Here is a 25,226-nt window from a genome sequence, read left to right on the forward strand (position 1 = left end):
CGGCGGCCCGATCGAAACTTTCCGTGGGCCCGCCGCCGCCGGGCCCGTAATATCGGTGATCTCTTGGGGGAGGTGGTCATGGGCTACGCGGCGGATTCCGCGCAAGCGCGGAATTATCCCGGAACTCCGTTCCGGGACTCGACCGCTAACGCGGTCGAGGGGAATCCGGCTCCGCCGGATTCCCGCCCGGTGCCGGGCCGCTCCGCGCCCCGTCTCCGGGCGAACGGCGTGCGCTCCGCGCCCGCCTGACGCGGCGTCTGCAAGAGGCCGTGGGCGGGATCGGTTCGTGGTCGCTAAACTGACGGAGCGTCAATTTTTTGTTCGAGCCAGGGCCCGACAACCGGGAAACTACCTACCCCGACACCTGGCATCAAACCAGAACCAGCCGACCTGACGGACCTCACTCAACCTCTGTGCGTCACCTTAAGGTTCGGGATAGAGTCTGGGCTCAGCACACACTACCCCTCCCCTGCTCTCCCCTGTCATTCGATGCAGAGAACACGGCGGGCCGTCAGGTCACCTGCTGGGGGAGATCCTCCACTCGCCTCTGCAAACCGACACAGAAAGTGGTCCCTGAATGCCTCCCATCGAACTGCGCCCGCATCAGGCGGAAGCCGTGGACGCCGTTCTGAGTCACCTTCAGACCCCGCTCGGGGGACGCATTCCCCCGGAGGGGCTGCGGACGCAGGTGATCGCCGCTACCGGATCGGGCAAGACACTCATTGCCGTGGAATCGGCGCGGCGGTTTTCCGCGGGGCGGGTGCTGGTGCTGGTGCCGACGCTGGACCTGCTGACGCAGATGGCCGGCGCCTGGCGCCGGGGCGGTCGGCGGGGCGCCATGGTCGGGGTGTGCTCCCTGCGGGCGGAGGAGTCCGACGGCATCCCGTGCACGACCGACCCGGGTGAACTGGTGGCGTGGGTACGGGACCTGGAGCAGGTGACGGTGTTCGCGACGTATGCGGCGGTGGGTCTGGGCATCCTCCAGCGGGCACACGAGGCGGGACTGCCGGTGTGGGACCTGATGGTCGTGGACGAGGCGCACCGTACCAGCGGGGACGGTGCGAAGCCGTGGGCGGCGGTGCACGACCAGGAGCGGATGCCTGCGGTGCGGCGGCTCTATATGACCGCGACGCCGCGTGTGTGGGAGGCCGATGGGGAGCAGCCCCGGTTGGTGGCGTCGATGGACAGGGACTCGCCGGTGTTCGGGCCGGTGGCGTACGAGCTGAAGCTGTCGGAGGCGATCCGGCGGGGCATCGTGGCGCCGTATCAGGTGCTGTGCGTGGACATCCGGGACCCCTACCTGTACGCCGCGCTCGCCGAGGAGACGGGAGGGTCGGATCGGGTGCGCGGGGCGCGGCTCGCGGCCCTGCAGACCGGGCTGCTGACGGCTGCGGCGCGGGAGCGGCTGCGCAGGATCCTGACCTTCCACAGCCGGGTGTCGGAGGCGGAGGCCATGGCCCGGGGCGTTCCGTTGGTGGCGGCCCGGCTCGCCGAGGACGACCCGGAAGCGTTCCCTGCGGTGGAGCGGGTCTGGGCGGAGTGGCTCTATGGCGAGCATGCCCCGGGGTATCGGCGTGAGGTGCTGGATGAGTTCGCGTCTGATTTCATCGGTGGTGCCCGGTCGGATATTCCTGCGGCGGTGCGTGTTCTCAGCTCTGTGAAAGTGCTGGGGGAAGGCGTGGATACGGCGCGGTGTGATGCGGTCGCTTTCTGCGATGCCCGGGGGTCCATGGTCGACATCGTACAGATGGTCGGGCGTGCCCTGCGAATGAATCCGGGAGAGGGGAAACTGGCGTCTTTGGTGGTGCCGGTATTCCTCAGCCCGGATGAGGACGCCGATGACCTATTGACGTCGGATGCCTACGGCACCCTCGCGAAGGTGCTCGGGGCGCTCCGGGCACACGACGCGGACACGATCGAAGCTCTTGCCGATCCACGACAGCGCAGCGGACGCCGGACCGGCGACGAGGGCACTCAAGTACAGCTGTCCGAGGCCGTGTTGACCGCCGATCGCGGCGAGGACCAAGACCCGGACGATGAACACGACAATGATCAGGACCAAGGCCGGGACCGGGACCGGGACCAGGACTGGGGCCCGGACCCAGGCCAGGGCTGGGACCAGGTCCCGGGTCGGGGCCAGGACTGGGACCGGGGCGGGGGCCGGGACCGGGACCGGGGTGAGGGTGTTGGGGACGGCCGTGCAAAGCACCACGCGGGGGATGAGGTGTGGGTGAGCCAGGCAGCAGCGGGCCTGCTCCGCTTCAGCAGCCCGCGCGACCCCGCGATGGTGGCGCAGTTCGTGCGCCTGCGGGTGATCGACCCGGAGAACACGTACTGGCGACGCGGGATCGCGGCGGCCACCCGGTGGCGGAGCGAGAACAGCGGCGGGCAACTGCGGGTGCCCTACGACTACGTGCTGGGCGGGAACGAGACCGAGAGTGGGGGCGAGGGAGAGAGCCGGGGCGGGTCGGCCGGCGCGGCCGCCGGGTTTCCGCTGGGGCGGTGGGTGGCCGATCAGCGGCGCTCCTACAACGCCGGGACCCTGGAAGCCTCCCGCATCGCCCAACTCGACGCGCTGGGCATGGTCTGGTCCCACCACGACATCGCCTGGGAGGAAGGCCTCACCGTCGCACGAGCCTGGGCCGCCGCACACGGACACTTCCTGCCCCCCGTCAACGCGGTCGGCGACGGCGGCTACCCGATCGGCATATGGGCCAAGAACCAGCGTGCGGCGGCCCGCAGAGCGTGGGAGAACGCCGAACGGCGTGCCACCGGTCAAACCGTGCCCGTGGGCGCTGGGGAGCTGTCGGAGAGCCGCCTGGCGGCGTTGGAGGCCATCGACCCGGGATGGTGCCCGCTCGGCTGGGACGTGGCCTGGCAGCGTTGCTTCACCCTCGCCCGCATCCACGTCCGGGCCGGGGGCGTACTGCCGGAGCGGGCGGGTGAAGTCGTGGTGCAGGGCGAGGACCTCGGGGCATGGGCCGTCGCTCAGCGGCAAGGGTGGGACAAGCTGTCCTCCGCACAGCAGTGGCTCCTCGGAAGCACCCTCGGGCTGGAGCCCGCCGGCCCCGCAGCCCGGCCCGGGAAACTCACCGCAGAGGGCAAGTGGGTGCTCAACCTGCGCGCGGCCCGGCAGTTCCACGCCCGCGAGGGACACCTGCGCCCGGGGCGGAAGCACATCGAACGCGTAGACGTCGACGGCGTGGAGGTCGATATCAAGCTCGGCACGTGGCTGGACAACACCCGCCGCCGGGCCGACAAACTCACCCTCGAACGACACGCCCAGCTGGACCAACTCGGCATGCGCTGGTAACCCCAACCAGACACCGACGGGACGGCGGGCAGCCAACGCCCGCAACCCGTGGCACCCCACACAGCCGTGACCACGCCCACGAACCCCCGCCCCGGGAACCGCGACGACGGAGACCACGGACCACGCCACACCGCGCGCCGCCGCGCTCGCTCTGATCACGACGGCCTACCCTGCCGCAGACGGACTGGAGTTTGAGATTCGCCCGAGGTAAGCCGACGGTGGCGTGGACGCCCCACCGCCGTCGCGGGGTCTGCAGCCGAGCGCCAGACGGTCGCCAGAACCTGCCATCTAGACAACCGTCTAACAGCCCAGGTTGTAGACCGGGACGCTGTTTCCCGTACGATCGAAGCGCGGAATGACGCGTAAAACTTGACGCAGAGGGCCCCGTTCCCGGGCTCCACCCCAGGTCCAGGGCCCTCCATCCGCGATACAGCCAGTGAGCCCGGTCGTCTGTCATCCGACCGGGCTCACTGCTGCCCCAGCCGCTACGACCCGCCCACCGCTCCTGGTCAGGAGAGGTGCTGCATCACGAGGTTGGCGACTCCCGCGAGCACCGGCGACCAGTCGATCAGGAGCTGCCGGATGAGCCTGCGCCGTCCCTGGCGCCGCTCCGCGGTTCCCTGCTCGTCGCCGTCCTCGACGGGTGTCTTGCCTTCCATGTGGACCTCCGTGGCGTCCGGGGTAGCCCGGCAGGGCTGCCGGGCCTTCACCAGGTGGTGAAGCACTGGGCAGACGCCACAAAGGAACGTCCTCCAAGCATAGATGCGGGCACTAACAGCTCAGGCCCTAGGGACCACAACTTGTGGGGTGCTGGCGCTAGGTGAGGAGCGGTCAGTACCTGCATCTACCTGCTGCGATCGGCTGTTCACGGGATTCACGAAGTTCTGCACACAGGTCGCCCTACTTCCCAGTACATGGCCCGTGAGTCCAGTCAAGAGATCAACGAACCCCTCGCATCGGGCCTGCCATTGCAGAATCACGCGGCCTGTGTCGATGTTGCCGTCCGCGTACAGGACGGTCGCCTACAGGCGTCCGGCGAGCGCCGTCCAGCCGGGGTTGGACGGCCGGAGGTGGCCATCCCCGCCTCCGAAGAGGACTTCGTGCTGGGCCATTCCTTCAGTCGGCTGCCCACCGGTCGATCTGAGAGTGAGGGGCCCGGGCGCAGGACGGCCGGGCGCAGCGGGAGCGGGAGGACGGCGGGCACGGGCAGCAGGGCGGGCGGGGGCGCCGGTGGGACAGCAAGGCGGGTGCGGGCCCGGGGGGCGGTAGGCCGCCACGGCATGGCGCGAGGCGGCCGTGTGGCGGTAAGGGCGACGGCGTGGACGGCCTGGCGAGGGCCTAGAGCTGAGGAATGTGGGTAGAAGCGGCCGTGGCGCGCGGGGCCGGGGGACGGCCGGAGAAGGCTGGTGGCGGAGGCGACTGAGACGAGAGCGCCCTGGCCGGTGTGCTGGCCAGGGCGACCCCGCGAGGGGGTGTGATCGTGAAGGGTGGTCGCCTACGCGGCGGAAGGGCAATGCGAGGCTTCAGCCGGACGATCGTCCTCGCATGCGTTAGATGAGGCCCGGGGACACAGTTCCCTTCACCATCACGCCTTGTTCAACCACACCTGCCCGGTGAACATTCCCGTGCGCCTAGGAGTTCCTGCCCTCGGCGTTCGTGGCGGGAAAGGGTTGCCCGGTGCAGCGAAGCTTCGTCGGAGATCGAGCGTCTCCAGGTGCGGGGGTGCGCGCTGACCTCGCGCACCGAGGCGTATGCGAGGGGAACCGGACACGTCATGGCGAGCAAAATGGCCATCGTGGCCCTTGCGGTGATCGTCGCCGCCGGCACCGCCGTCGTTGCCGTCCCGGCTTCGGCCGCCATCACCAAGGCCGCGCCGACGCGTTGCCACGGCGCCGATCTGAAGGCCGGTTTCGCCACCGGGGACGACGCGAAGCCGGAGATGGGGCGGGCCGGGAGGCAGACGCAGGCGTTCATCTGGTTCACGAACAAGAGCAATCGGGCCTGCACCCTGTCCGGCTTCGCCGGTGTCGACATGGTCGGCGCCCAGAGGACCGATGGCACGTGGTCCCTGGTGCGCTCCTCCAAGGGGCCCACGAAGATCACCCTGGGGCGGGGGGACACGACGGACTTCAGCATCAACCTGCTCCCCGTTGCCAGGTCCACGCCGCAGAAGGAGAAGTTCGTCCCTGCGAAGTTCCTGGTCACCGCGCCGAACGAGACGAAGCACTTCACTGTGAAGTGGCCGTTCGGCGGCGAGGTCCTGAAGCAGGACGGTGCCACCCACCCGGGCACCTACCTCGACCCGGTCGGGCAGTAGCCCCCGGCGGCCGTGCGGTCGCAGTTGCAGGGGGGCTTTGACCGCGCGGCGCTCGTCCATCGCCCGGCAGCCCTCGGCGACCTGGCCCGCGGGCGGGGTGAGGGGGGAGACGCTGCCCGGTTGGATCCGGCCGGGCAGGACGCGGTCGGTCAGGACGTGGTCGGTCAGGCCGGGCAGGAAGCCGCGGACGGGTTCGGGGCCGCCGGGCAGGGGCGGCCTGAGAGAAGAACGGTTCCTGCCCGTCGACGGCCACCTCGTGCGGGACGCCGACGCTGCCGGCAGGGCGGGGCGAGTGCGGTTGATCCGGGCGATGCCCTCCTCGCCGACGATGTCGGTCGCGCCGAACTCGGCCGGCGGCTCCTGCCGGGACTCGCACCGGGTCATGGCGGTGATCCGGTCGGCGCCCCTTCCTTCGCGGCCACGGACGTCGCACAGACCGACCGCCCCGCAACCGGCCACGACAGTGGTGCAGCCGGCCTTCACCTCGGCGGCGCGGGCAGCTGGGCAGTGGAGGCGTCAGGGCGGGCGCCCGGGCGCGGGCGGCGGCCCGACGGGGAGCTTAGGCGCACGACACGACCTCGCGGCACACGGCGCGAGCAGCACCGGCGGGCGGGCCGGACGGCCGGGGGGTGACACGGTGTCAGGATGTGATCCTCCTTCTCGCACATGTGCGGCTGGTGGTTTCTGGGGTGCGGGGATCAGTCCCGGTGCTTTTTTCCGCGACCATCGCATTGAGTACTTCCGGCAGCCCGCCCATGGCCCGCACGACCTGCCGCCGCTGTTCTGCCGTGGACACCAACGGTTCCCACCTGACGCCTGCCTGCCTCTCCCCCAGCAACACCGGCGTGCACGCCTGCTCCACCGCCAGCACCACCGCGTGGCCGCTGAAGACGTCGTGATGCGGAACCGTGCGACCACATCGGCTCCCGCAGTTCCTCCGGCTTCGCCGGCAGCGCCGGCACCCCGCCCTGGTCGAACTGCGCGCGCACCGCCGGGGCCACGTCCTCGATCGTCACGCAGCAGCCGTCCGTGCCGGGCGCGGGCTGTTCGTACTGCTCGCCCAGGTCCAGGTACGCCGAGTCACTTCGCAGGTGCTCAGGGACGTGATGGCAGGCGTCACAGCAGGTTTTCACCCACGGCATCACCCAGCCGTAGTGGCCGTCCCAGTCCCCCACCCCGCGCTTCCGGCCGGGCGAAGGGCAGGCCTGGCACGTGCCCGAGGCTTCCTTGACAGCCGCACTGATCACCCGCCCCACGTCCCCGGGGGCACCGGCCGGAACGTACTTCCAGCAGAGGTCACCGAACTTCTCTTCCCCCTGAGGCCCCGGGCAGTTGGGCCAGACCTCGATGAGCTTGCGTCCGGCTCGCTCGATGATGGGCGCCCACCCCGCACCCCGGGCGCTGAACGGCCGGTGCCGGACCGGTCCGGGTGTCCGGGCTCGCAGGGCGGTGGTGTACTTCTCGCCGGTGGCCGCCTGCCGCTGACGGGCCTTGTGTGCGGCGGTCGACTGCTTCTTCGGCATCGTGCGCTCGTTCCTGGCGGTCTCCCACGCTCCCGCCGGGCTGAGGCATACCGAAGGATGCGGGCCCCGCAGGACCTTGGCCGGTCGATCACCCAGTGGCGTGGGCGCCGGTGAGCGGCGGGGGGCGTGCGCGGCTTGCCCGCAGCAGGTCGTACAGCCATGAGCGGGATGGTCGGGGCGGGTCGCTCATTTCCCGGTCGGTCATGACGGTCCACGGCGGAGCCGTGCGCGCTGAGCCGGTGCGGCGCGGTCAGGGCGCTCATGGCTGTGGAGTCGAGGCTGTGGGGACGCGGCGTCGGATCGCAGGGCCGGGCCGAAGCACGTCTTCAGTCCTGCCCCCGTTCATTCCCCGCCCCGGCCCGGTGCCGCCCGGGCCCGGCCGGTCAGTGGGTCGCCGTCACCTGGGCGAGGTCCACCTCGCCGACTTCGATCCGGGCCCGGCGCAGTCGTTCCGTCTCGGCGGGACGCTCGGCATCAGGCAGCGCTGCGGTGGCCTCCCGCAGCGCGCGGGCGTGCCGGCGGACATCGGCGTCGTACAAGGGGCCGATCGGGGCGGAGGAGCAGGTGCACGGCCAGGAGGAGGGCATCGGGGCTGCGCGGAGGGGCAGCCGCGCGTTCGGCGGCCTTGGGAGCGATTGGCCTCGGGAATGCTGGTCGCCTGGCTCGGTGGACGGGTGCGCATGAGATGTTCCTCTTCATGAGTACACCACCCGATGGATTGCCTCTCCACCGAGTCCTGACCGGCCCGGACGACGCCGCGTTCTGCCGTCGTGTGAGCGAAGCGACAGCCCTCGGCTACGAGCTCCACGAAGGCCCTGCGGTCACTTTCCACGGGGAAAGGGTCATCGTCGCCCAAGCGGTGGTAGGGCCGGCACGGTCGTAGGCCTTGGGGGTGCGATCTGCCCGTGACACCACAAGGGCCGCACGGGTCAGGCGAGTTGTGACGCTTGCCCGGGCCCGTGCGGCCGCCTCGCCGTCGCGGGGGTCAAGAATCTTCGGAACGGAGCCGGCCACCGTCCGCGGCGGTGGCACGGACGGTGGCCGTGCCCCTGGGGTCGGCGGTGAACTCCCCGTCAGCGGTGCCGTCCGCAGCGGTGGTGACCTGCCCATGCTCGCCGTGGGTGCCCGCTTCGGCGCATGCGACCGCGACGTCAGCGGTGCCGTCCGCAGCGGTGGTGACCTGCCCATGCTCGCCGGGCTTGCCGTGGGTGCCCGCTTCGGCGCATGCGACCGCGACGTCAGCGGTGCGGTCCGCAGCGGTGGTGACCTGCCCATGCTCGCCGGGCTTGCCGTGGGTGCCCGCTTCGGCGCATGCGACCGTGACTGCGGGAACCCCGGGCGCCGCAGAGCCGGGCGGTGACCGTGACAGTAACCGTTACCCTCGTCCCGGCCCAGGGCCCAGGCCGCCTTCGGCGTGACGGCCGGCTACGAGGCTCCCGGCGACTCGGGCACACCCGAAGGCGGGGAGCTGGTGGGGATGCCGTACGCGGAACTCGACTCCGGAAGGGGTGTTGAGCGCCGGGTGGCTCAGTACGCGGAATTGACGTTGTCGATGGAGCCGTAGCGGTGGGCGGCGTAGTTGGCGGCGGCGGTGATGTTGGCGACCGGGTCGGTGGAGCTGTTGGCGGTGCCCGCGACGTGGAATGCCTTGAACGTGGGGTCGATGACCTGGAGCAGGCCCTTGGAGGGGATGCCGTTCTTGGCGTTGACGTCGTAGTTGTTCTGCGCGTTGGGGTTACCGCTGGACTCGCGCATGATGTTGCGGTGCAGGCCCTCGTAGGTGCCCGGGATGCCCTTGGCCTTCATGATGGCCAGGGACTGCTTGATCCAGCCGTCGAGGTTGTTCGCGCCGCCCTTGGCACCGGCAGGCCCGGCCGTCCGGGAGGCGATCGCGGAAGCGGCCGTGGGGGCCTGGGCGGCGTGGGCGGTGGCCGGCGTCAGCGTCAGGGCCGCGGCCGCGGCGCCGGTGGTGACCAGGCCGGTGACGGCCAGGTTACGCAGACGGGCAAGGCGGGACGCAGCGGTGATCGCGGTCATAGGGGGGTCTCCTACAGGACGTCTTTGAGGCGCCGGCCGGATGATCCGGTCGCGGCCTGTCGGGCGTCGGGGCGAGGCCCCGCACAGCGCGGCGAACAAGGACGGCCCCGGCGATCCCGCCCGGCCCGACCCACTGCTTGCGGCGACGACAGCCATGGTTAGCGACCACGAGAACCGGAAGCAACACTGTGACCTACTACCCACGAACGTAGAAAACGCCGTAATTCGGTCATTTCGCGATATTCCTGGACGTCAGGCCACTGCCGGCACTACGACCCCACCTAGAACGTGACCTGCCTCTCGTGGGTCACATCACCCACACACCCCGAAAACCAGCCCCCGGCCCGGCTAACCCCACCCCAAAAAACAGGGCAGCCCACAACCCACCCACACGAACAAGTGACCAGCCCAACCCCCTCCAAGGGCGACCGCGGGACACCGATGCGGGCTCGGGGTGGGCGGCGGTAGAGGCGGTGGCCCGGCGGTGCAGGAGCGGCAGGTGCACGCCGGTCACCGCAGCGGCCGCCTCGTTGCCGCCGCGGGCGGCCAGGACGTCGGCGAGCAGGCGGAGAACGCACCGCCGGGTGGGTCTTCAGCAGGCTGCCAGCGGGCAGCTCCTCCCCTTGTCCGGCCTGGCCGGTTGGCGGGCGGGTCGGCGGCGCGGGGAGCGGGCGTTGCCGGGGCGTGTGCGGGCGGCGGTCGTCCAGCCGACCGGGGCGGCTTCAGCCGGGGCTGGCGCCCGCGCACCCGACGGCCCCGGCGGCGAGGAGCACCGCGTGTTTCGTCGTGCGGTGTTCGCGAAGGAAGGCCGCGGATATGCCGCCGGGCGACAACTCGGGTACAACGGCGGGTAGTTGTCATACCGTGGGACGATGGAGGCGCATCACCACAGGGATGATCCGTGGCGGGTGAGGCTGGACGACGAGCGGGGGACGCCGTGCGGAGCCGGGGTGCTGCTCGACGACCGCCACGTCCTGACCTGCGCGCACGTCGTCCGCTACGCCGGAGCGGCTCCCGGCGGCCCCGCGGCCGGGGTGCGGATCACCAGCGTGGCGTGCCGGCCCGAGTGGACGGCGACCGCGCACGTCGTGCCCGGCTCGTGGGTGCACCAGGACGGCACCCGCCGCGGTGACGTGGCCCTGCTGGAACTGGACGAGCCCGCGCCGTGCGGCACCAGGACCACTTTGTGGAAGGTGCCCATCTCGGGCGTCAGGGTGGGCGTGTACGGCTTTCCGGAGGCCGAGCCGTACGGGATCTGGACGGACGCGGAGCTGGCGGGCGCGGGCGGCCGGGAGGGCGAGTGGGGTCTGCTCAGGCGCCTGCGGGCCGGGGATCCCTGGATCGAGAGAGGCTACTCGGGCGCGGGGGTGGTGGCACGAGACGGCGAGTTCAACAACCACGTCATCGGGATAGTGGTGGCCGACTATGTCAACGGCGACGCCCGTGCGGCCTGGATGCTGCCCACGGAGACGGTGTTGTCGTATCTCCCGCGGATCGCGGAGTTCACCGGCGGCGACCGCGCCGACGAGCTGGGCCCGTACGGCAGTGAGCTGCCCGGCGACGTGCTCGGCCACCCGCTGCGGCTCGCCCTGACCCAGGAACTCACCCGGCTGCTGCACGGCGGCTGGGCGGGCACCGTGGTCGTGGGCACCGGCGGCACGACCGGAGTGGGCTCCTCCTGGCTGGTGCGCCTGGTGCGCACGGCCGACCCCGCGGCCCGGGCGGCCGCCTCCGACGAGGAACTGACCAAGGCGCCGGGGGGCACGGTCCTCGGGCTCGGCTCGATCGACGCCGCCTACGACGCGCGCGGGCGGTCGGTGGCGGAGGTGTGCGACTACCTGTCCGGCCGGTTCGGGCTCGGTGGTGGTTCCGCCCGGGAGGTGGTGCGCCGGCTGTTGCGCCGGCGGCCTGCGGCCTGTGTGGTGGTGGGCGGTGTGGACCGGGCCGCGGACCCGGCCGCGCTCGTACGGGAGCTGCTGGGGCCGCTGGCGCTGCGGGCGCGGTCGCGCGGGATGCGTCTGGTGCTGGGCTTCGTGGACCGTCCGCCGGCCGACCTCCCCTACGACGTCTCGCTTGATCCCGACCCGCTCGGGGGGGCCGTACCCCGGCAGGTGACCTCCGCGCAGACGCAGGCGGCCGTCGCGCGGCTGGCCGCCGCGGAGGAGGCGGCGGCGCGGCTGGACGAGGAGTGGGGCACGCGCTTCTTCGGCGCTCCCCGGCTGCCGCACGCCGCGGCGCCGCGCCTGCGGGTCCGGCTGGCCGTCGCCCGCACGACGGATCCGAGCCCCGAACTCGCCGCCTTGCACGACGAGGCGTTCCGGGCGCACGATGCGGCCGGGCACCACGAGCGGGTCCTGCGGCGGATGATCCGCACCTACGAGGACCTCGTCACGAGCCTGGAGCTGCATCGGGTGCGCGCCGCCCGGTTCTTCGGCGAGGAGGACCGTCGGCTCGCCGAGCTGCACGCCCCCGCGGCCCGGGCACTGGGGACCGTACCGATCGACCTGACCGCTGCCGGGGTGCTGGTCAGACGCTATGCCGACGAGGTCGACCGCCGGATCGAGGGAGGCTGACGGCGTGACCAGGTGCAATCGAGCCGGCTGCGGCCGGGGCGAGATCGACGAGAGCGGCTTCTGCACGGAGTGCGACCGGGAGCCGCTGCCGCCGGACCGCGCAGGCGCTGCGGGTCTCGGCGACGACGGCCCCGGGCCGGCCCGCGCCGCAGGCGGCTCCTCCGCCTCCGGGAGCCTGGGGGCGGAGGAGAAGAAGGCGGCCGGTGCGGGACCCGGGGCCGCTGGGGGCGGGGGCGGCACGAGCGCCGCAGCGGGGGCGGGCATCACACGCGCGACGGCCAGGGCGGGGACCCGGAGCGCCGTGGCCGGGGTGAGGGCTTCCGGGGCGAGCGTGGGCGTGGCGCCGGTGCGGCCCGATCCGTGGTACGGCCTGGAACTGATCGCGCCCGGCCCGGTCCCCGACCTGCCCGGCAGGCCGTTCCCGGGCGCGGGCCCCGTGGCCGAGGAGCACCGCTACTGCCCCAGCCCCGCCTGCGGCCGGCCGGTCGGACGCGGCCGGGACGGCGAGCCCGGCCGGATCGCCGGCTACTGCGCCCACTGCGGCACCCGCTACGACTTCGCCCAGCCGCGCGGCCTGACCATAGCGGGCCGTTACGCGGTCGAGCGCGTCCTCGGCTCGGGCGCCTACGGAGCGGCCTACCTTGCGCACGACCGTAATCTGGAGACGCCCGTCGTGCTCAAGGCGCTGAACCGGTCGGTGGCCGCCACCGCGGAGCACGAGCGGGACGTACTGGTCGGGCTGCGGCACGACAGCATCGTCCGCATCCTGGGCTACGAGCCGGAGGGGCCGCACCTGGTGCTCGAGTACGTGCCGGGTGAGCCGCTGTCCGCGCGGGACGGCGACCGCCTCGAGACCCTGCTCGGGCACGGCATCCGCGTCCTGCAGGCGCTGGACTACCTGCACGCCAGGGGCCTGCTGCACTGTGACGTCAAGCCGCTGAACATCATCCGCCACCGGGAGGAGGGGGCGGGCGGGCCGCTGGACCGGGTGCGGCTGATCGACTTCGGCGCGGTGAGGTCCCGGGACAAGGACACCGGGCCGGTCGTGGCCTACACCAGGGCCTACGCGCCTCCGGAGGGCGAGACGGAGCACGTGCGGCCCACCCCCGGCTTCGACTTGTACGGGCTCGGCATGACGCTCAGGGAGGTGTGCCGCGCGCACGGCGTCGACCGTGCGGCGCCCGGCGTGGACTCGCTGATGCTGCTGCTGGACCGGGCCACGGACGTCGACGTGCCCCGGCGGCGCTTTGTCTCGGCGCGGCAGTTCGGGGAGCAGCTGAGCGGGGTGATCCGGCAGATCGTGGCCGCCTCCCCTACGGGCCTTCAGGTGTCGCGCCCCAGCGCGCTGTTCGGTTCGATGACGGAGCCCCTGCACGGGGGACTCGGTGCGGCGCGCCCGCTCGCCCACTGGGTCAGGGCGACGGCGGGCGAGGACGCGCGGCTGTCGATGGAGGCGGCCTTCGGTGCCCCGCACGCCCTCGACATCGCGGGTGCGCTGCCCGTGCCCCTGTCCGACCCCGACGACCCGGTGTCCGACGCCGCCGGCAGCGCGCTGGCGGCGAGCAGGCTCGCGCTGCGCCGGCGTGACCTCGACGCGGCCGCACGGGCGTTCGCACGCGCGGGCCTGCCCGGCTGGCACTGGCTGCACTCCTGGTACGCGGGGCTGATAGCGCTCGCGGGCGGGGACGCGGCGGGAGCAACCGGCCACTTCACCAACGTACGAAGGACCCTGCCGGGGGAACTGGTCCCCCAGCTCGCGCTCGGCCTGTGCGCCGAGTTGCGCGGCGGGCCCGAGGACCTGGAGACCGCCCGGTCCCACTACGGCACGGTGTTCGCGACCACGCCCGTGCTCGGCGCGGCCGGGTTCGGCCTGGCCCGGATGCATCTGCTGGCCGGGCGGCGCGCGTCGGCGGTGGCCACGGCCGAGCGGCTGGCCCAGGAGTTCCGCCACGAGCGGGAGGCGCGCATCGCGGCCGTACGGCTGCTCGTCACCGTGCTCGCGCCGCGCGCCGCCGCTCCGTCGGCGGACGACCTGGCGCTGGCCCGAGAGGCGGTGGCCGGACTCGACGTGGACGAGGCCGCTGCCGCCGCGCTGCGGGCCGAGATCGAGTACGCGCGGTTCCTCAACGGCGGCGACCGGCTGGAGCTGTCGGAGGCGGTGCGCGCTCTGGCCGCGCATGCCCCCACCGAGCGCGACTACGTCGCACTGGTCGACCTGGCCAACCGGCTGCGCCCGCCGCTGCGTTGGCCGCGGATGGGACGGCGCGGAGCGGGACGTGCCACCCGTTCCGGACGCTCCTTCAACACGTTAGACTCCTGATGCTTTGCACACGGACACGCAGCGACGCGGTCAGGGTGGTGCCGGTGGGGGACAGGTCGCCCTTGGGTCTGGGTTTCGCGGTCGAGTTGGACGCGCCCGTGGACCTCGCCCATGACGAGACACGTGCGGACGCCCTCGTCACCGTCAGGGCCGAGGCCGCGGACCGTGCGGGTCCGCAGGCGCCGACGGCCGAGGTCCTGATCATGGACCGGTCGCTGTCCATGGCCGGCCGGGGCAAGCTGGACGAGGCCAAGCGCGCGGTGTGCGCGGCCATCGACACCCTGCACGACGGCGCGTACCTGGGGATCGTCGCCGGCCATCACAAGGCCGAGGTGGTCTTCCCGCCCGGTGGCGGCCTCGCCCGGGTCGACGCCGCCGTGAGACAGGCGGCCAAGGCGCGGGTCGCCGTGCAGATCGCCGAGGGCGGGACGGCCATCGGACAGTGGCTGACCTGCGCCGACCGGCTGTTCGCCACCGTGTCCTCCCCGGGCACGGTGCGTCACGCGGTGCTCTTCACCGACGGCAGGGACGAGCACGAGACGCCGGAGCAGCTCGGCGCCGTGCTGGATGCCTGCACCGACCGGTTCGTGTGCGACGCCCGCGGGCTCGGCGAGGACTGGAACTACACGGAGCTGCTGCGGATCACCGAGGCGCTGCACGGCGGCGCCGAGGCCGTCGTCCGGATCTCCGACCTCACCGAGGACTTCACCCGGCTCATGCTGCGGGCTCAGCGCATCGCCGTGGCCCGGGTGTATCTGGGGCTGCGCCTCAACGAGCGGTTCCGGCTGGACTTCGTGCGCTGCACACGGCCCGTCGAGGCGGAACTGACGGCCCGCCAGCACCGCGACGGCGAGATCCACGTCCCGCTCGGCTCCTGGTCGCCGCAGGAGGCCCGCCAGTACCAGGTGTCGCTGCGGTTCGCCCCCGAGACGCTGACCGTGGAGGAGAATCTGCGGGCCGCCCGCATCACGCTGTACTGCGAGGATCCCGACGGGACGCGCAGGCCGTGCTGCGAGACGCGTTCCATGGTGGTGCGGCGGCGGGCCTCGCCCGGGCTCGGGATCCCCCGCTCCCCCGACCTGACGCGGGTGGAGAACGAGCGCGAACTCGGCATGGCGATGCGGGCCTGCGCCGACGCCCGGCAGCGCGGGGACCTTGACCGGGCGGACCGGGAGCTGCGCATCGCGGTGGGCCTGGCCGAGGAACTCCGCGACGCCGTGCGGCTGCGGCTGCTGCGCTCGGTCGCCGTGACCGGTCCCGACGGGTTGCTGCGGGTCCGCCGCGACGCCTCCCGCGGGCAGATGCAGCGGCTCGGGCTGGAGTCGACCAGGACCGCCGCCCCGCCGCTCGACGCGGTGGAGCCGCAGACACCGCCCGGGGGTGGCGTGCTGCCCCCCTCGTGCCCGCGCTGCGGTACGACGGCGTCGACGGGCACCGCCAAGTTCTGCGAGGAGTGCGGCCACCGCTTCGGTGACCTGCCCGTGGACGACGCACCGCTGGACGCCTCGTGAGCGGCGCCGAAGCGGGGGCGGGGGCCCGGACGGGGACAGCAACCGGGACTCGGGCCCGGACCGCGGCAGGTACCGGCGCCGGCGATGGCGCGGGCGGGCCGGGTGACGCGACCGGAGCGGGGAAACACGGGCCTCGCCGTTCCTTACGGGGCGTGGTGGCGGGCCGGTACGCACGCCTTCGCGCGACCCACCCCACCACCGTGCTGCGCTGGCTGCGGGCGGGCGTGCTCGCGATGGTGCTCACCACCGCCCTGCTGTACCTGCTGGTGTCGGCCCAGGCCGGCCGCCAGATCAACGCCGCCCGGCACACCGAGGCGGCCGTGAGCGACCTCCACGACGCCAGCCGTGAGGCAGCACTGGCCGACACGGCGCTGCGGAACGCCGCCGGCAACGGGCAGGTCCCCCTCATCGGCACGGGCACGCAGTTCGCCAACTCCACCGCCCGCGTGAACTCCCTGGTCACCTCGGCGACCGAGGGCAACGCCGCCGGCCGGCAGGGCCTGATACGGATCCAGTTCGTCCAGGGCCAGCTGACCACGTGTGTGCAACTGGCCGACACCGCGGTCCGCGACTACGACCGCAGCGGCCCGGCCGGTCTGGAGGCCGCACGCCAGGCGCTGACCGCCCCGCAGGAGGTGGACCGCGCGAGCGGCCTGCCCATCCCCTACACGGGCGGTCTGCTGACATCGCTCGCCGATCTCGAACACCAGCAGCGGCAGGCACTCGCCCGCCGGCAGAACTCCCAGTGGCTGGACCCCGCCCACGTCTGGTCCCTGCTCCTCGGGCCGACGGCCGTGATGCTCGTCTGCGTGCTGGCCACGGCCGACGTCGTGGCGCGCCACTTCCGGCAGTACGTCAGCCCGCATCTGCTGCTCGCGCTGCCGGCCACCGCGGCCGTCGGCGTCACGACCAGCGCGCTGTGCCGGTACGCGGCGGACCGCCCGACCGTGCACACACCGTTCGCGGCACCGGCGACCACGGCGTGCGCGCTCATCCTGCTGACGGCGGCCGGTGTCATGGCCTGGCTGGGCTACCGTCCCCGCCTCGCCGAGTACAGGTTCCCGCGGTCGTGAGAGCGGCCGAGCGATCACGAGGACGGTCATGAGAAGGCTGCTGTTCCGCCGCACCCGGGGCGCCCTGGTCCTCTCGCTGCTCCTGGCCGTGGCCGGGTGTGACGGCGGCCGCCACGACGACAGCGTCACGATCATGGTGCCCTGGTCCGGCGACGAGTTCGCGGCCTTCCACTCCGTGGTCAGGACCTTCGAGAAGAACACCGGCATCCGGGTGAACGTCCAGGTCACCCGCGCGCTGACCCAGCAGCTCGACGCCGCCGTGGGCGCCGGCGCGCCACCAGACCTGGCCATACTGCCGAGCGTCGGCGCCATCTACACCTACGCGGACCGTGACAAGGGGCTGAAGCCGCTGCGAAGGAGCGCGGAGACCTTCCTGCAGCCGTTCCAGGGCCTGACGAAGGTGGGCGACAAGGTGTACGCGCTGCCGGTGAAGGTGGACGTCAAGAGCCTGGTGTGGTTCAGGCCGTCGGTGGTCGGCAGGCCCTCCGGCCCGGCCGGCCTCGCGTCCTTCTCCAGGCGGCACTCCGGTGCCTGGTGCCTGGGGCTGGAGTCGGGGCCGACCTCGGGCTGGCCGGGCGCCGACTGGATCGCCGATCTGGTGCTCGCCGGGAAGGGCGTGGGCACCTACGAGCAGTGGCTGTCGGGTCGGCGGTCCTGGAAGGACGTGTCAGGGGCCTGGCGGGACTGGCGCGACCTGGTGGGTGCGAGCGCCGAGCACGCCTCCACGCGGGTGTTCAGCGCGGCCGCCGCCGGCATGATGAAGCAGCCACCCCAATGCTCGCTCGCCCACGGGGCGCTGTCCGCGATGGGCTTTCGTCCCGCGCAGGTGCAGCAGGGGCAGTACGACTTCCTGCCGTCCTCCGGGACACGCCGGCTGGAGGTCTCGGCGGACTTCGTCGGCAAGTTCACCGACGGCAACCCCGGCGCCGACGCCCTCGCCGCCTATCTCGCGGGCAGCGCGGCCCAGCAGGCCTGGGTGGACCAGCCGGCAGGCTACGCCTTCTCCGCCAACATCCGGGTGACGCGCTACCGCAACGGCGGCGTGCAGCAGCGGATCGCCGACCTGTTGCGGCCGGGCTCCGGTCACACCCTGTGCTTCGGCGCGGCCGACGCGATGACGCCCGACGTGTCCGCCGCCTTCTACCGGGCCGTCCTCACCTACGCCACACAGGACGGACCGGACCCCTCGACGCTCCTGACCAAGCTGGACCGGTTGCAGAGCAAACTGGGTGATGCCGGCCGGTCCCCCGTACCCACGGACCGCCTGTGCGCCTCCCCGTGACGCTCCCTTTGCCCCTCGCCGTCCTGTCCCCGTACCCGCCTGTGTCCCCGTACCTCCTTGTGCCCCGTACCCACCTGACCCTGGTGCTGGTCTGGGCCCTGCGCCTGCACCTGCACCTGCCCCGTCCCACTACCGAGCCTGACCGCCTCAGACCGACTCGCGGAGGAAACCCATGCCGGACGCAGTCCAGTTCACCCTGTCCGACGGAACCGTCGTGCTGGTCGCCCCGCCCGCGCGCACGGCCGGCACCGGGGCCGTGGGCCTCGGGAGTCGGCTGGAGACCGCGGAGCGGACCCTGCGCCAGGCGCTCCGGCCCATCACTTCCGCCGCCGCCGAGGTCATCGGCGAGTTCCGCTCCCTCGCCCACCGCCCCGAGGAGGTGGAGGTCACCTTCGGTGTCGTGCTCGACGCCAGGCTCGGCGCGATCATCGCCGGCACCAAGACCGGCGCCCACCTGGACGTCAGCCTCCGCTGGTCCGGCGGCGCGGCCACACGCCCCGACTCCGCGCCTACGGCCGCGGGGGAACCGGACACGCGGGACGACGACCCGGACGACCCGGACGCCGCGTCCTGCTGACCGGACCCACCGGGCGGCGAGTCAGCGCGCCAGCGCGCGAGGACCTCCGCCCGCACGCGGACGCCTGGACCGCGGTCCACCGGACAGACTCCGCCCGCTGACAGCGGAGACTCTCCCCGCGCAGGCCACGTACCAACTCGTCGATGCCCTCGGTGCCGCAGTCGTGAGAACGGCCTGGGCACACACCCGCAGCAGGCCGCGGCACACACCACACAACACGCCACCCGGACCTTCATGCGCAGATGCACGCCCTGGACGCCGATGCGGCGCATCACCCGCACGACGCGCTTGTGGTTGACATCGGCCCGGCAGCCAAACCTCCGCGCTGGTGCCGACCGCGCCGCGCGAGCGGGTCACTGCGAGCCGGCGGCACACCTTCGCGAACTCCTTCGAGGCGTACTGCGCTGCGTTGTCGCTGTGGAAGACCGCCCCGTGAAGGCTGCCGCCGCGAGTGCGGGTGGCGGCTTCGAGGGCGTCGGTACCACGGCGGATCTCCTCGCGCCGCTGCGGCCGCTTACGTGGGTGCGTGGAGGACATGGCCATGCCCTCCGCACGGTCGGCCCCAAGCCCGGAGCCGGCGCGGAGCGTGCGACGTCGCGGCCGAGCCGGCCGACCAGCAGGGTCCGTATCGTGGTGTCGTCGGTCGGGCGGGATCCCGCGGCCTCGCCCGGACCGGGCGCAGCGCACGGGAGTAGAACTGATGCTGAGTGGATCAGTCGTAGATGTCGCGCGCGGGCGCGCACAAAGGGTCCGTCGCTGCGGCGTCACGGCGGATGAAGATCGCCGACTCGCCGCCGTTCACCGGTATCACCCAGCAGAGCCGGTAGTGTCGGCGTAGGACTTCCCGCTTGGTGATCTCTGCAGGGGTCTGGTCCAAGGGCTGGCCGGGGCGGTCGCGCAGGACGTTGATCTCACGATGCCTGAGCATGCGCCGGCGGATGACATCAGGGGACGCCTCGACGCCGTACAACGTGCCTGAGGCCGCCGGCGTCTGACGCAGCGCGATGTCGTCGAGCGGCCCGAAGACGGCGGGCCGGGCAAGCACCCACGCGCGGCGGCGTGCGGGCTGGAAGAGGACCGGTTCGGGTTCTCCTGGAACGGTGACGGTGAGCCCCCAGTAGCTCTCCACGGTGTCGGTGCGACTGACCGGGGAGCGTAGATGCCAGTACCAGGGGCCGAGTGAGGAGATGAGGGCGAAGGCCGCGGCTGCTGTGGCGTACAGCCGACGCCGCCTGTGCGCCGGATCCGCCTGTGCTCGCACGATCCACTGCCAGTGCCGTACGGCCTGGCCGACCAGGAGCGCCAGCCCGGACATGCCGTACAGGACATAGCGGTCGACATACCACGGGTGGACAAGGGACACGGTCAGCAGGAACCCGGCCGGAACGGTCAGAAGAGGCACACCGATCGCGGGAAGCGTCACTGCCCGGGGCGCCCCTTGGGCCTGCCGCCGGAACGAGACTCCCAGGGCGGTTGCCACGGCGGCGGGAACCACGAATCCCAGCCAGTCCTGCAGACTCGGACGGCCGAGCCAGTCCAGCTGCGCGGACGCCTGACCAGCGCTGACCACGGCCAGCGGAGCCACGGCACAACCGACACAGGTGATCACCAGCCCCCAGCGCCACCCGAGGCGGCGCACCCGGCCACTGCGCCAGAGCGTCACGGCATGCGCGAGAACGACCAGCAAGGCGAAGACATGCAGCCAACCGGCCAGCAGGAGCAACGCTGCATACCCGACCCACCAGCGTCGTCGCTCGTCCTGCAGCGCGCGCACGAAGAACCACGTCGCCCACACGACCGCCGCACTCACCAAAGCATACGAGCGGGCCTCTTGCGTGTAGAACTGCACCTGCGGGACACACAGGAACGCTGCCCCGGCCATAAACCCGGTCACCGGATCACCGAGCCTGCTACCGATGGCGTGGACCCCCAGAACAGCAGTCAACGTGCCGAGCACCGACACCGCTCGCAGCGTCAGAACACCGTCGTCCCACACCGCAAGCACGAGGTGCGCCAGAAAGTAGTACAAGCCATGGACAGCATCGATGTTGTGCACCAAATGCCACAACTCGCCAAGAGAGCGCCTTCCGACCGCATAACTCACGGTCTCGTCCCGCCAGGACGAAGCGTCACGGTCAAGCTTCCAAAGACATACAAGCCCGACCAGCGACACGGGAAGGACCGTGAGCAGCCGCCGATACCAACGGTTCAGACGATGCTCATCATGGAGCGGATGCTGCAGGTCGTGTGCCGCCCGAGTCTCCAGAATGCGGAACACCGCCGCCCCAGCATCCCGGAGCAGAGACAGCAACGACTCCAAGCGCGCGAGTAAAGACCGATAACGCCGGAGCTCGACGACCGGCGTAACAGGCCCCCTCACAACCAACCCCTGTCATTCTGAGCCGAGTTGTGCCGATCAACCGGCACCTGACCGAACATACCGGCTGCCCCAGTCCTGTGTGCGTGTTCGGGGGCCTCGACGGAGTCCCACCGGCGACCCCGCGCCTTCGACGGTTCGACCTCGGATAGTCGACACGCTCCCGGCACCAGTCCGGTAGAGACTCCCGGCCCGCCCCGGTCCGGCACCTACGGTGACGCAAAGGCGGCAGCGACCCCGTTCGGGAAAGCCGTGAGACCACGTTGCGGCCCGGGCTGGTGCGCAGGCGACGGCGAGGAACGGGGCGGGAAGACGCGGCGCGCCCACGCGGGCGGACGGCCAGGGCGGGAGGCACGGCACCGGCGCGGCCGGGCGCTGGGTCGATCGGGAGGCCGACGCGCGGCCGCAGCGGTGCGGCCGGCTTGCCGGCAGCTCGCTGGTCCGGGGCGCAGGGCGAGCAGCGGCACGGCACAGCCGAGGACCGAGAACGCCGGGGCGGCAGCAACGGGCGCATGGGCTCGGCGGCATGAAGGTGGCGGCGGGTACGGGCGGACGGTGGCGACAGGAACCGGCGGGCGCCCGGACCGGTAGCCGATGACCCGACGGCCCGCGGCCGACAGCCGACGGGCGGCGGCGGACGGGGGCGAGCGCGGAAGCCAGCGGCCGACAGTTCAGGCGGGGCCCCGGGCGACGGCACGACGGCCGACAGGCAGGACGCGACGGCGGGCACAACGCCGTTCTGACCGTCCTCGCCTCGGTCGGCGAGGCAACACCCCCGCGCCGGCGGGGAGAACGCGGTCCCCGGGAAGTGAAGGACGTAGGCCAGCGGAACACCCCACGCCGGCGTGAAGGGTGTGGGGGTGGGCGGTCAGGGGTCGGGGTTGGGGTCGACCTCGGGGTGCGTGAACCGCACGGGTTTGCCCAGCGACCGGGCGTAGGCGATCTCGGCTCGGGTGCTGTCTCCGATGTAGTCACCGACTACGAGCACCTCATCAGCGAGCCGGATCTTCGCTCGGTGCAGATCGTCGAGTCGAGTCTTCAGCGCCTCGGCCTCGACAGGACCGGACCAAAGTTCGTGCGGCGACTTCATGTCGCAACCCGGCTTGACGACAATCTTTCCGGCTACGGTCTCCTGCAGATCGGCCTCGGCCATCTCGGTCATGAAACGGGTGGAACCGCAGATCACGACGATACGCGGGAGGCTCAGCTGCTTCTTCGCATCGGCGAGTTTCTCCTCGGGGGTGAGCGGTTGAGGGTATGACACTGGCTCCTCCTGGTGGTGCGCTCCAACGGGTGCCGACAATCGCGATGATTGTCGTCAATGTCCCCCGGACCTGGCCATTGAAGCGCCGAGCACGCATCGCCGTCGACGTGTTCCGTGCTTGGCTGCAAGCAGACACCCCAGGCCCAGAAGCGGGCAAGGTCAGGACCGCGCGGTCCGGAACGCGAGATACCGGCTGAAGACTTCATGGCTGTCGGGTGTGAAGCACAACTCCAGCAGGGCCGACCGCAGTCCCGGCTCGGTCAGCCAGCCATACCAGGCGACCTCAACGGGACCAACGACCACGGCGCCTGCACCAGGGCCTGGTGCAGGCCGAGCCAGTGAGGGCTCAAACCACCGCGGTCGAGGAACGTCAACAGCAAGCGCGACAGCACACGAACGCCCAGTTCTTCCGCCAGCTCCCGCGCGGCCGCCTGTTCACAGGACTCACCGACATCCACGGCGCCACCGACTACGGCCTCGTAGAACCGGGGGAAACGCGACAACTGCTCCGACCGCCGGTGAACGAGGATCCGCCCATGCTCATCACGACACACCATCACGACGACCCGGTACAGCCGGCCGCTCCAGGCATTGGATCCGGCTGGCGCGCTGAGCTTCGGTCTCCCCGGTGCACACGAACGCCACCGGCACGTACCCCTCGCGGCCCGTCGCCGGGTAGATCCGCGATCACCGCCGGAAGGCGTGCACGGTCCCGCCCAGGCCGTCTCGTCTGGCGAGAGGCAGTGATCAGCCGACCTTCCAGCCCGCTGGCCGGTCTCGTCGGCGACCACGAGCTTGTCGAATATCGATATGTTCTTCTATCTTGGGCCTATCGAAAGTCGATAGGTAGGGATGTAATGAACACGCGACTCACGAGGACCCTGGCCTCGGCGACCTTTCTGCTGGCCTTGCTCTGCGGGGTCGCTTTCATCGGCACAGGGGTCACGCAAATGCTCGATGACGGGGCGGTCTGCGTGCGGACGGACTTCTGGCACAACGCCTCACTGGCGGGTCCACTGCCGGTGGGCACGGGCGTGAAGGTGTCCAGCAGTGCCACGCGCCTGTGTCAGGGCAGTCCCTCGACGGGTCAGCGCGCCGCCGACCTCGGGGGTGAACTGCCCTGGCTGTTGTTCGGTGCGCTCGCGCTGGTGCTCTTCTCCCGGCTACTCAAGGCGGTCCTGCAGCAGGGGCCGTTCACCGAGGTGGTGGCACACCGGCTTTCCGTCCTCGGCTGGTTCGTTACCGCGGGCACGCCGCTGGCCGGCCTCATCGTCGGCTGGTCGCGGTCCTGGCTTGTCGGGAGCATGGCGCCGATCGTGGGTTCCGGGCCGACGGTCTCCGGGCCGCTCGTACTCGTCCTTGCCGGCCTCGCCGCGGTGATCATGGGGAAGATCATGCGCGAAGGCGTCCGCATGCGAGAGGACCTCGAAGGGACCATCTGATGCCCGAAGAGGAGCCTCACGCGATCCGGATTCACCTCGACCACCTTCTCGCCGAACGCGGCATGACACTCACCGAACTGTCCGCGCAGGTGGGTATCACCGTCGTGAACCTGTCCGTACTGAAGAACGGGCGGGCCAGGGCCATCCGCTTCTCGACCCTGTCGAGGATCTGCGAGGTCTTGCGGTGCCAACCGGGAGACCTGATCACCCACGACTTCGCCGAGCCGACCCAGAGCCGACGACTCTGACAGAGGCGAAGGCTCAGTGGGCTCCACTCTGATGCGGTGCGGTCGCACGGCATCGTCGGCGCGCGAACCGGTGCGCCCGATGAACCGCACCGCGCGCACCTGGCCCTGCTCACGACAACCGACAGCAGATGTTCATCGCTTCGGAGTCACTACGGCCAGCCGTCGTTCGATCTCCGCCGAGGTGTACGGGCGCCCGGTGTGAGTAGGTGACGTTCGATCGCTCATAAGCGCCGCGATCACCCTGCTGCGCAGGCCAATCACCCGCCGAAGCGGACAGCTGGCATCCATAGAAGCCCAGTGGTACTGGTCGTTCTCAAGGGCAGGGCCGTCAGCTTGGCCTTGCCCCCCCGCCGGAACCGCAGCCCTGAGCACGGGCCGACTTACCCGGCAGCGATCCGCGCAAGGCTGTCCTGGATTCGGCGGACGGCCTCCTCCGCCTCCGTGTATTCCTCAGGACTCGCAAGGACTGTGCCAAAGGTGCCACCACGATCAGCAGGCAGGGCACGCCAGCGCAGAACCGGTTCGAGCGCGTTGATGGCACCGGAGAGGAACCAGGCCATGCGGCCGTGAGTGCGAGCCAGGGAGATCGCCAGGACGGCGAGCGTTTCCCGCAGGTGTTCGAGCCGGTCGATCTGCCGCAACGCCTCCTGGACATCCGGCGGCCCGACAACTTTGCGCAGGCCGGCCTCAGTCTCGTGAGCGAGAGCACGCTCGCTCGGAGTCAGCTGCCACACCTGGTCATGGATCTGTTGCTCGGCTTCCTCGGCCAGCACCGCGACGATCCTCCGCATGTCCATGCGGCTCACTCTAATGAACGAATCGACGTCGTCCGACACGGCTTCGTTCGAGTCCTGACCTGGCTGAGTGACACACCGGGGGCAGAAGCAGGTACGCAGGGCGCTGAACTCGTGCGCGGGACCACCGCGCCACTGAACCCACCGGGATCGTCCAGGAGCGCATCAGGGTCAGTCACACCGACGCTTTCGAAGAACACCACCAGGACCTTGTCATGGCCGTGGCGGTGCACGGTGACTCTCCGGCCGCCCGGGAGGGAGGGCCGGTGCACGACGATCGGCGCCAGGCGGGCTCAGCAGCGCGTCCGCCGCGGAGCGCACACACGCCTCAGCCACCGCCGTCACGGCGTCGCGGCGGGCCACGGCTCCCGGCCGCCACCGGTCTGTCGTGGGTCGCGCCCTCGTCGAACATCCCGACGCCCACGATCGCCGACCGCACCGGACGGCACCGGCGGAGGGTACCGGGGCAGGCTTCGGGGAGCGCCGCTTCAGCGACCTGCTGCGGAGTCCGACCGGTGCGGCGCACGCTTGACGCCCGGCGGCGACCCGTCGGCGCTGTCCGCCGCGCCTGCCCC

General features: G+C 71.6%; 20 protein-coding genes and 3 pseudogenes. 12 read left to right on the forward strand and 11 right to left on the reverse strand.

Annotation, left to right across the window (positions count from 1 at the left end; all coding sequences use genetic code 11):
- Positions 1-577: 577 nt before the first annotated feature.
- Complete coding sequence (locus tag AB0946_RS13450; RefSeq protein ID WP_366760714.1) at positions 578-3,313, forward strand: Helicase associated domain protein; 2,736 nt, start codon at positions 578-580, stop codon at positions 3,311-3,313.
- A gap of 509 nt (positions 3,314-3,822) precedes the next feature.
- Here AB0946_RS13450 and AB0946_RS13455 read toward each other — a convergent pair.
- Positions 3,823-3,972 (reverse strand): hypothetical protein, encoded by a 150-nt coding sequence (locus AB0946_RS13455; RefSeq protein ID WP_366760715.1) that lies wholly within the window; start codon positions 3,970-3,972, stop codon positions 3,823-3,825.
- A 1,115-nt stretch (positions 3,973-5,087) separates the two neighbouring features.
- Between AB0946_RS13455 and AB0946_RS13460 the strand changes: the two genes are divergently transcribed.
- Positions 5,088-5,630 carry a DUF4232 domain-containing protein gene (locus AB0946_RS13460; RefSeq protein ID WP_366760716.1) on the forward strand — a complete coding sequence of 181 codons (543 nt, stop codon included), beginning with the start codon at positions 5,088-5,090 and terminating at the stop codon, positions 5,628-5,630.
- Positions 5,631-5,666: 36 nt separating this feature from the next.
- Here AB0946_RS13460 and AB0946_RS13465 read toward each other — a convergent pair.
- The 3 genes and pseudogenes from AB0946_RS13465 to AB0946_RS13475 all read right to left on the reverse strand — a co-directional run.
- Positions 5,667-6,131 (reverse strand): annotated as a pseudogene (locus AB0946_RS13465) (IMP dehydrogenase); the annotation flags it as partial.
- 197 nt (positions 6,132-6,328) lie between these two features.
- Positions 6,329-7,153, reverse strand: coding sequence for a hypothetical protein (locus tag AB0946_RS13470; protein ID WP_366760717.1), 825 nt, complete (start codon positions 7,151-7,153; stop codon positions 6,329-6,331).
- A 383-nt stretch (positions 7,154-7,536) separates the two neighbouring features.
- On the reverse strand, positions 7,537-7,692 hold the full coding sequence (locus AB0946_RS13475; protein WP_366760718.1) for a hypothetical protein: 156 nt from the start codon (positions 7,690-7,692) through the stop codon (positions 7,537-7,539).
- 158 nt (positions 7,693-7,850) lie between these two features.
- On the opposite strand from AB0946_RS13475, the gene AB0946_RS13480 reads away from it, so the two are divergent.
- Both AB0946_RS13480 and AB0946_RS13485 read left to right on the forward strand, forming a co-directional pair.
- On the forward strand, positions 7,851-8,036 hold the full coding sequence (locus tag AB0946_RS13480; protein WP_366761081.1) for a DUF1737 domain-containing protein: 186 nt from the start codon (positions 7,851-7,853) through the stop codon (positions 8,034-8,036).
- A gap of 225 nt (positions 8,037-8,261) precedes the next feature.
- Complete coding sequence (locus tag AB0946_RS13485) at positions 8,262-8,513, forward strand: hypothetical protein (RefSeq protein WP_366760719.1); 252 nt, start codon at positions 8,262-8,264, stop codon at positions 8,511-8,513.
- A gap of 167 nt (positions 8,514-8,680) precedes the next feature.
- Here the strand turns inward: AB0946_RS13485 and AB0946_RS13490 are convergent, their stop codons facing one another.
- On the reverse strand, positions 8,681-9,346 hold the full coding sequence (locus tag AB0946_RS13490) for a transglycosylase SLT domain-containing protein (RefSeq protein ID WP_366760720.1): 666 nt from the start codon (positions 9,344-9,346) through the stop codon (positions 8,681-8,683).
- Positions 9,347-10,062: 716 nt separating this feature from the next.
- Here AB0946_RS13490 and AB0946_RS13495 point away from each other — a divergent pair.
- The 6 genes from AB0946_RS13495 to AB0946_RS13520 all read left to right on the forward strand — a co-directional run bounded on the left by AB0946_RS13495 (position 10,063) and on the right by AB0946_RS13520 (position 18,526).
- A complete protein-coding gene (locus AB0946_RS13495) occupies positions 10,063-11,763 on the forward strand; it encodes a serine protease (RefSeq protein WP_366760722.1) in 1,701 nt (566 codons plus the stop codon).
- Between the two features lie 4 nt (positions 11,764-11,767).
- On the forward strand, positions 11,768-14,083 hold the full coding sequence (locus tag AB0946_RS13500) for a tetratricopeptide repeat protein (RefSeq protein ID WP_366760723.1): 2,316 nt from the start codon (positions 11,768-11,770) through the stop codon (positions 14,081-14,083).
- 44 nt (positions 14,084-14,127) lie between these two features.
- A complete protein-coding gene (locus tag AB0946_RS13505; protein WP_366760724.1) occupies positions 14,128-15,594 on the forward strand; it encodes a VWA domain-containing protein in 1,467 nt (488 codons plus the stop codon).
- 152 nt (positions 15,595-15,746) lie between these two features.
- Positions 15,747-16,667 (forward strand): hypothetical protein, encoded by a 921-nt coding sequence (locus AB0946_RS13510; RefSeq protein WP_366760725.1) that lies wholly within the window; start codon positions 15,747-15,749, stop codon positions 16,665-16,667.
- 28 nt (positions 16,668-16,695) lie between these two features.
- Positions 16,696-17,949, forward strand: a complete 1,254-nt coding sequence (locus AB0946_RS13515; protein ID WP_366760726.1) for a hypothetical protein — start codon at positions 16,696-16,698, stop codon at positions 17,947-17,949.
- 172 nt (positions 17,950-18,121) lie between these two features.
- Positions 18,122-18,526 carry a CU044_2847 family protein gene (locus AB0946_RS13520; protein WP_366760727.1) on the forward strand — a complete coding sequence of 135 codons (405 nt, stop codon included), beginning with the start codon at positions 18,122-18,124 and terminating at the stop codon, positions 18,524-18,526.
- Positions 18,527-18,844: 318 nt separating this feature from the next.
- Here AB0946_RS13520 and AB0946_RS13525 read toward each other — a convergent pair.
- The 4 genes and pseudogenes from AB0946_RS13525 to AB0946_RS13540 all read right to left on the reverse strand — a co-directional run.
- A pseudogene (locus tag AB0946_RS13525) lies at positions 18,845-19,006 on the reverse strand (IS3 family transposase); the annotation flags it as partial.
- 232 nt (positions 19,007-19,238) lie between these two features.
- The gene (locus AB0946_RS13530) at positions 19,239-20,846 is read right to left on the reverse strand and encodes a glycosyltransferase family 39 protein (protein WP_366760728.1); all 1,608 of its coding nucleotides are present in this window, start codon (positions 20,844-20,846) and stop codon (positions 19,239-19,241) included.
- Positions 20,847-21,771: 925 nt separating this feature from the next.
- Complete coding sequence (locus tag AB0946_RS13535; RefSeq protein WP_366760729.1) at positions 21,772-22,167, reverse strand: hypothetical protein; 396 nt, start codon at positions 22,165-22,167, stop codon at positions 21,772-21,774.
- 260 nt (positions 22,168-22,427) lie between these two features.
- Positions 22,428-22,724, reverse strand: a complete 297-nt coding sequence (locus tag AB0946_RS13540; RefSeq protein ID WP_366761082.1) for an NUDIX domain-containing protein — start codon at positions 22,722-22,724, stop codon at positions 22,428-22,430.
- 300 nt (positions 22,725-23,024) lie between these two features.
- On the opposite strand from AB0946_RS13540, the gene AB0946_RS13545 reads away from it, so the two are divergent.
- Together AB0946_RS13545 and AB0946_RS13550 are read left to right on the forward strand one after the other, a co-directional pair.
- On the forward strand, positions 23,025-23,609 hold the full coding sequence (locus tag AB0946_RS13545; RefSeq protein ID WP_366760730.1) for a DUF2975 domain-containing protein: 585 nt from the start codon (positions 23,025-23,027) through the stop codon (positions 23,607-23,609).
- The gene (locus AB0946_RS13550) at positions 23,609-23,857 is read left to right on the forward strand and encodes a helix-turn-helix transcriptional regulator (protein WP_366760732.1); all 249 of its coding nucleotides are present in this window, start codon (positions 23,609-23,611) and stop codon (positions 23,855-23,857) included. The genes AB0946_RS13545 and AB0946_RS13550 overlap by 1 nt, the downstream gene beginning before the upstream one ends.
- Before the next feature lie 380 nt (positions 23,858-24,237).
- On the opposite strand, the gene AB0946_RS13555 is transcribed toward AB0946_RS13550, so the two are convergent.
- Together AB0946_RS13555 and AB0946_RS13560 are read right to left on the reverse strand one after the other, a co-directional pair.
- Positions 24,238-24,693 (reverse strand): hypothetical protein, encoded by a 456-nt coding sequence (locus tag AB0946_RS13555; RefSeq protein ID WP_366761083.1) that lies wholly within the window; start codon positions 24,691-24,693, stop codon positions 24,238-24,240.
- A 60-nt stretch (positions 24,694-24,753) separates the two neighbouring features.
- A pseudogene (locus AB0946_RS13560) lies at positions 24,754-24,938 on the reverse strand (hypothetical protein); the annotation flags it as partial.
- Between the last annotated feature and the right edge of the window lie 288 nt (positions 24,939-25,226).

The organism is Streptomyces sp. NPDC046870 (assembly GCF_040704595.1).
In the GTDB taxonomy this organism is placed as follows: Bacteria; Actinomycetota; Actinomycetes; order Streptomycetales; family Streptomycetaceae; genus Streptomyces; species Streptomyces argyrophylli.

What these genes read in the sequence shown, in the direction of transcription:
- AB0946_RS13515 (WP_366760726.1), top strand. Translation starts at nt 16,696, where the DNA reads ATGAGAAGGCTGCTGTTCCGCCGCACCCGGGGCGCCCTGGTCCTCTCG.
- AB0946_RS13485 (WP_366760719.1), top strand. Translation starts at nt 8,262, where the DNA reads ATGCTCGCCGTGGGTGCCCGCTTCGGCGCATGCGACCGCGACGTCAGC.
- AB0946_RS13460 (WP_366760716.1), top strand. Translation starts at nt 5,088, where the DNA reads ATGGCGAGCAAAATGGCCATCGTGGCCCTTGCGGTGATCGTCGCCGCC.
- AB0946_RS13550 (WP_366760732.1), top strand. Translation starts at nt 23,609, where the DNA reads ATGCCCGAAGAGGAGCCTCACGCGATCCGGATTCACCTCGACCACCTT.
- AB0946_RS13470 (WP_366760717.1), bottom strand. Translation starts at nt 7,153, where the DNA reads ATGCCGAAGAAGCAGTCGACCGCCGCACACAAGGCCCGTCAGCGGCAG.
- AB0946_RS13545 (WP_366760730.1), top strand. Translation starts at nt 23,025, where the DNA reads ATGAACACGCGACTCACGAGGACCCTGGCCTCGGCGACCTTTCTGCTG.
- AB0946_RS13495 (WP_366760722.1), top strand. Translation starts at nt 10,063, where the DNA reads ATGGAGGCGCATCACCACAGGGATGATCCGTGGCGGGTGAGGCTGGAC.
- AB0946_RS13520 (WP_366760727.1), top strand. Translation starts at nt 18,122, where the DNA reads ATGCCGGACGCAGTCCAGTTCACCCTGTCCGACGGAACCGTCGTGCTG.
- AB0946_RS13480 (WP_366761081.1), top strand. Translation starts at nt 7,851, where the DNA reads ATGAGTACACCACCCGATGGATTGCCTCTCCACCGAGTCCTGACCGGC.
- AB0946_RS13455 (WP_366760715.1), bottom strand. Translation starts at nt 3,972, where the DNA reads ATGGAAGGCAAGACACCCGTCGAGGACGGCGACGAGCAGGGAACCGCG.
- AB0946_RS13450 (WP_366760714.1), top strand. Translation starts at nt 578, where the DNA reads ATGCCTCCCATCGAACTGCGCCCGCATCAGGCGGAAGCCGTGGACGCC.
- AB0946_RS13490 (WP_366760720.1), bottom strand. Translation starts at nt 9,346, where the DNA reads ATGGCTGTCGTCGCCGCAAGCAGTGGGTCGGGCCGGGCGGGATCGCCG.
- AB0946_RS13540 (WP_366761082.1), bottom strand. Translation starts at nt 22,724, where the DNA reads ATGGTGTGTCGTGATGAGCATGGGCGGATCCTCGTTCACCGGCGGTCG.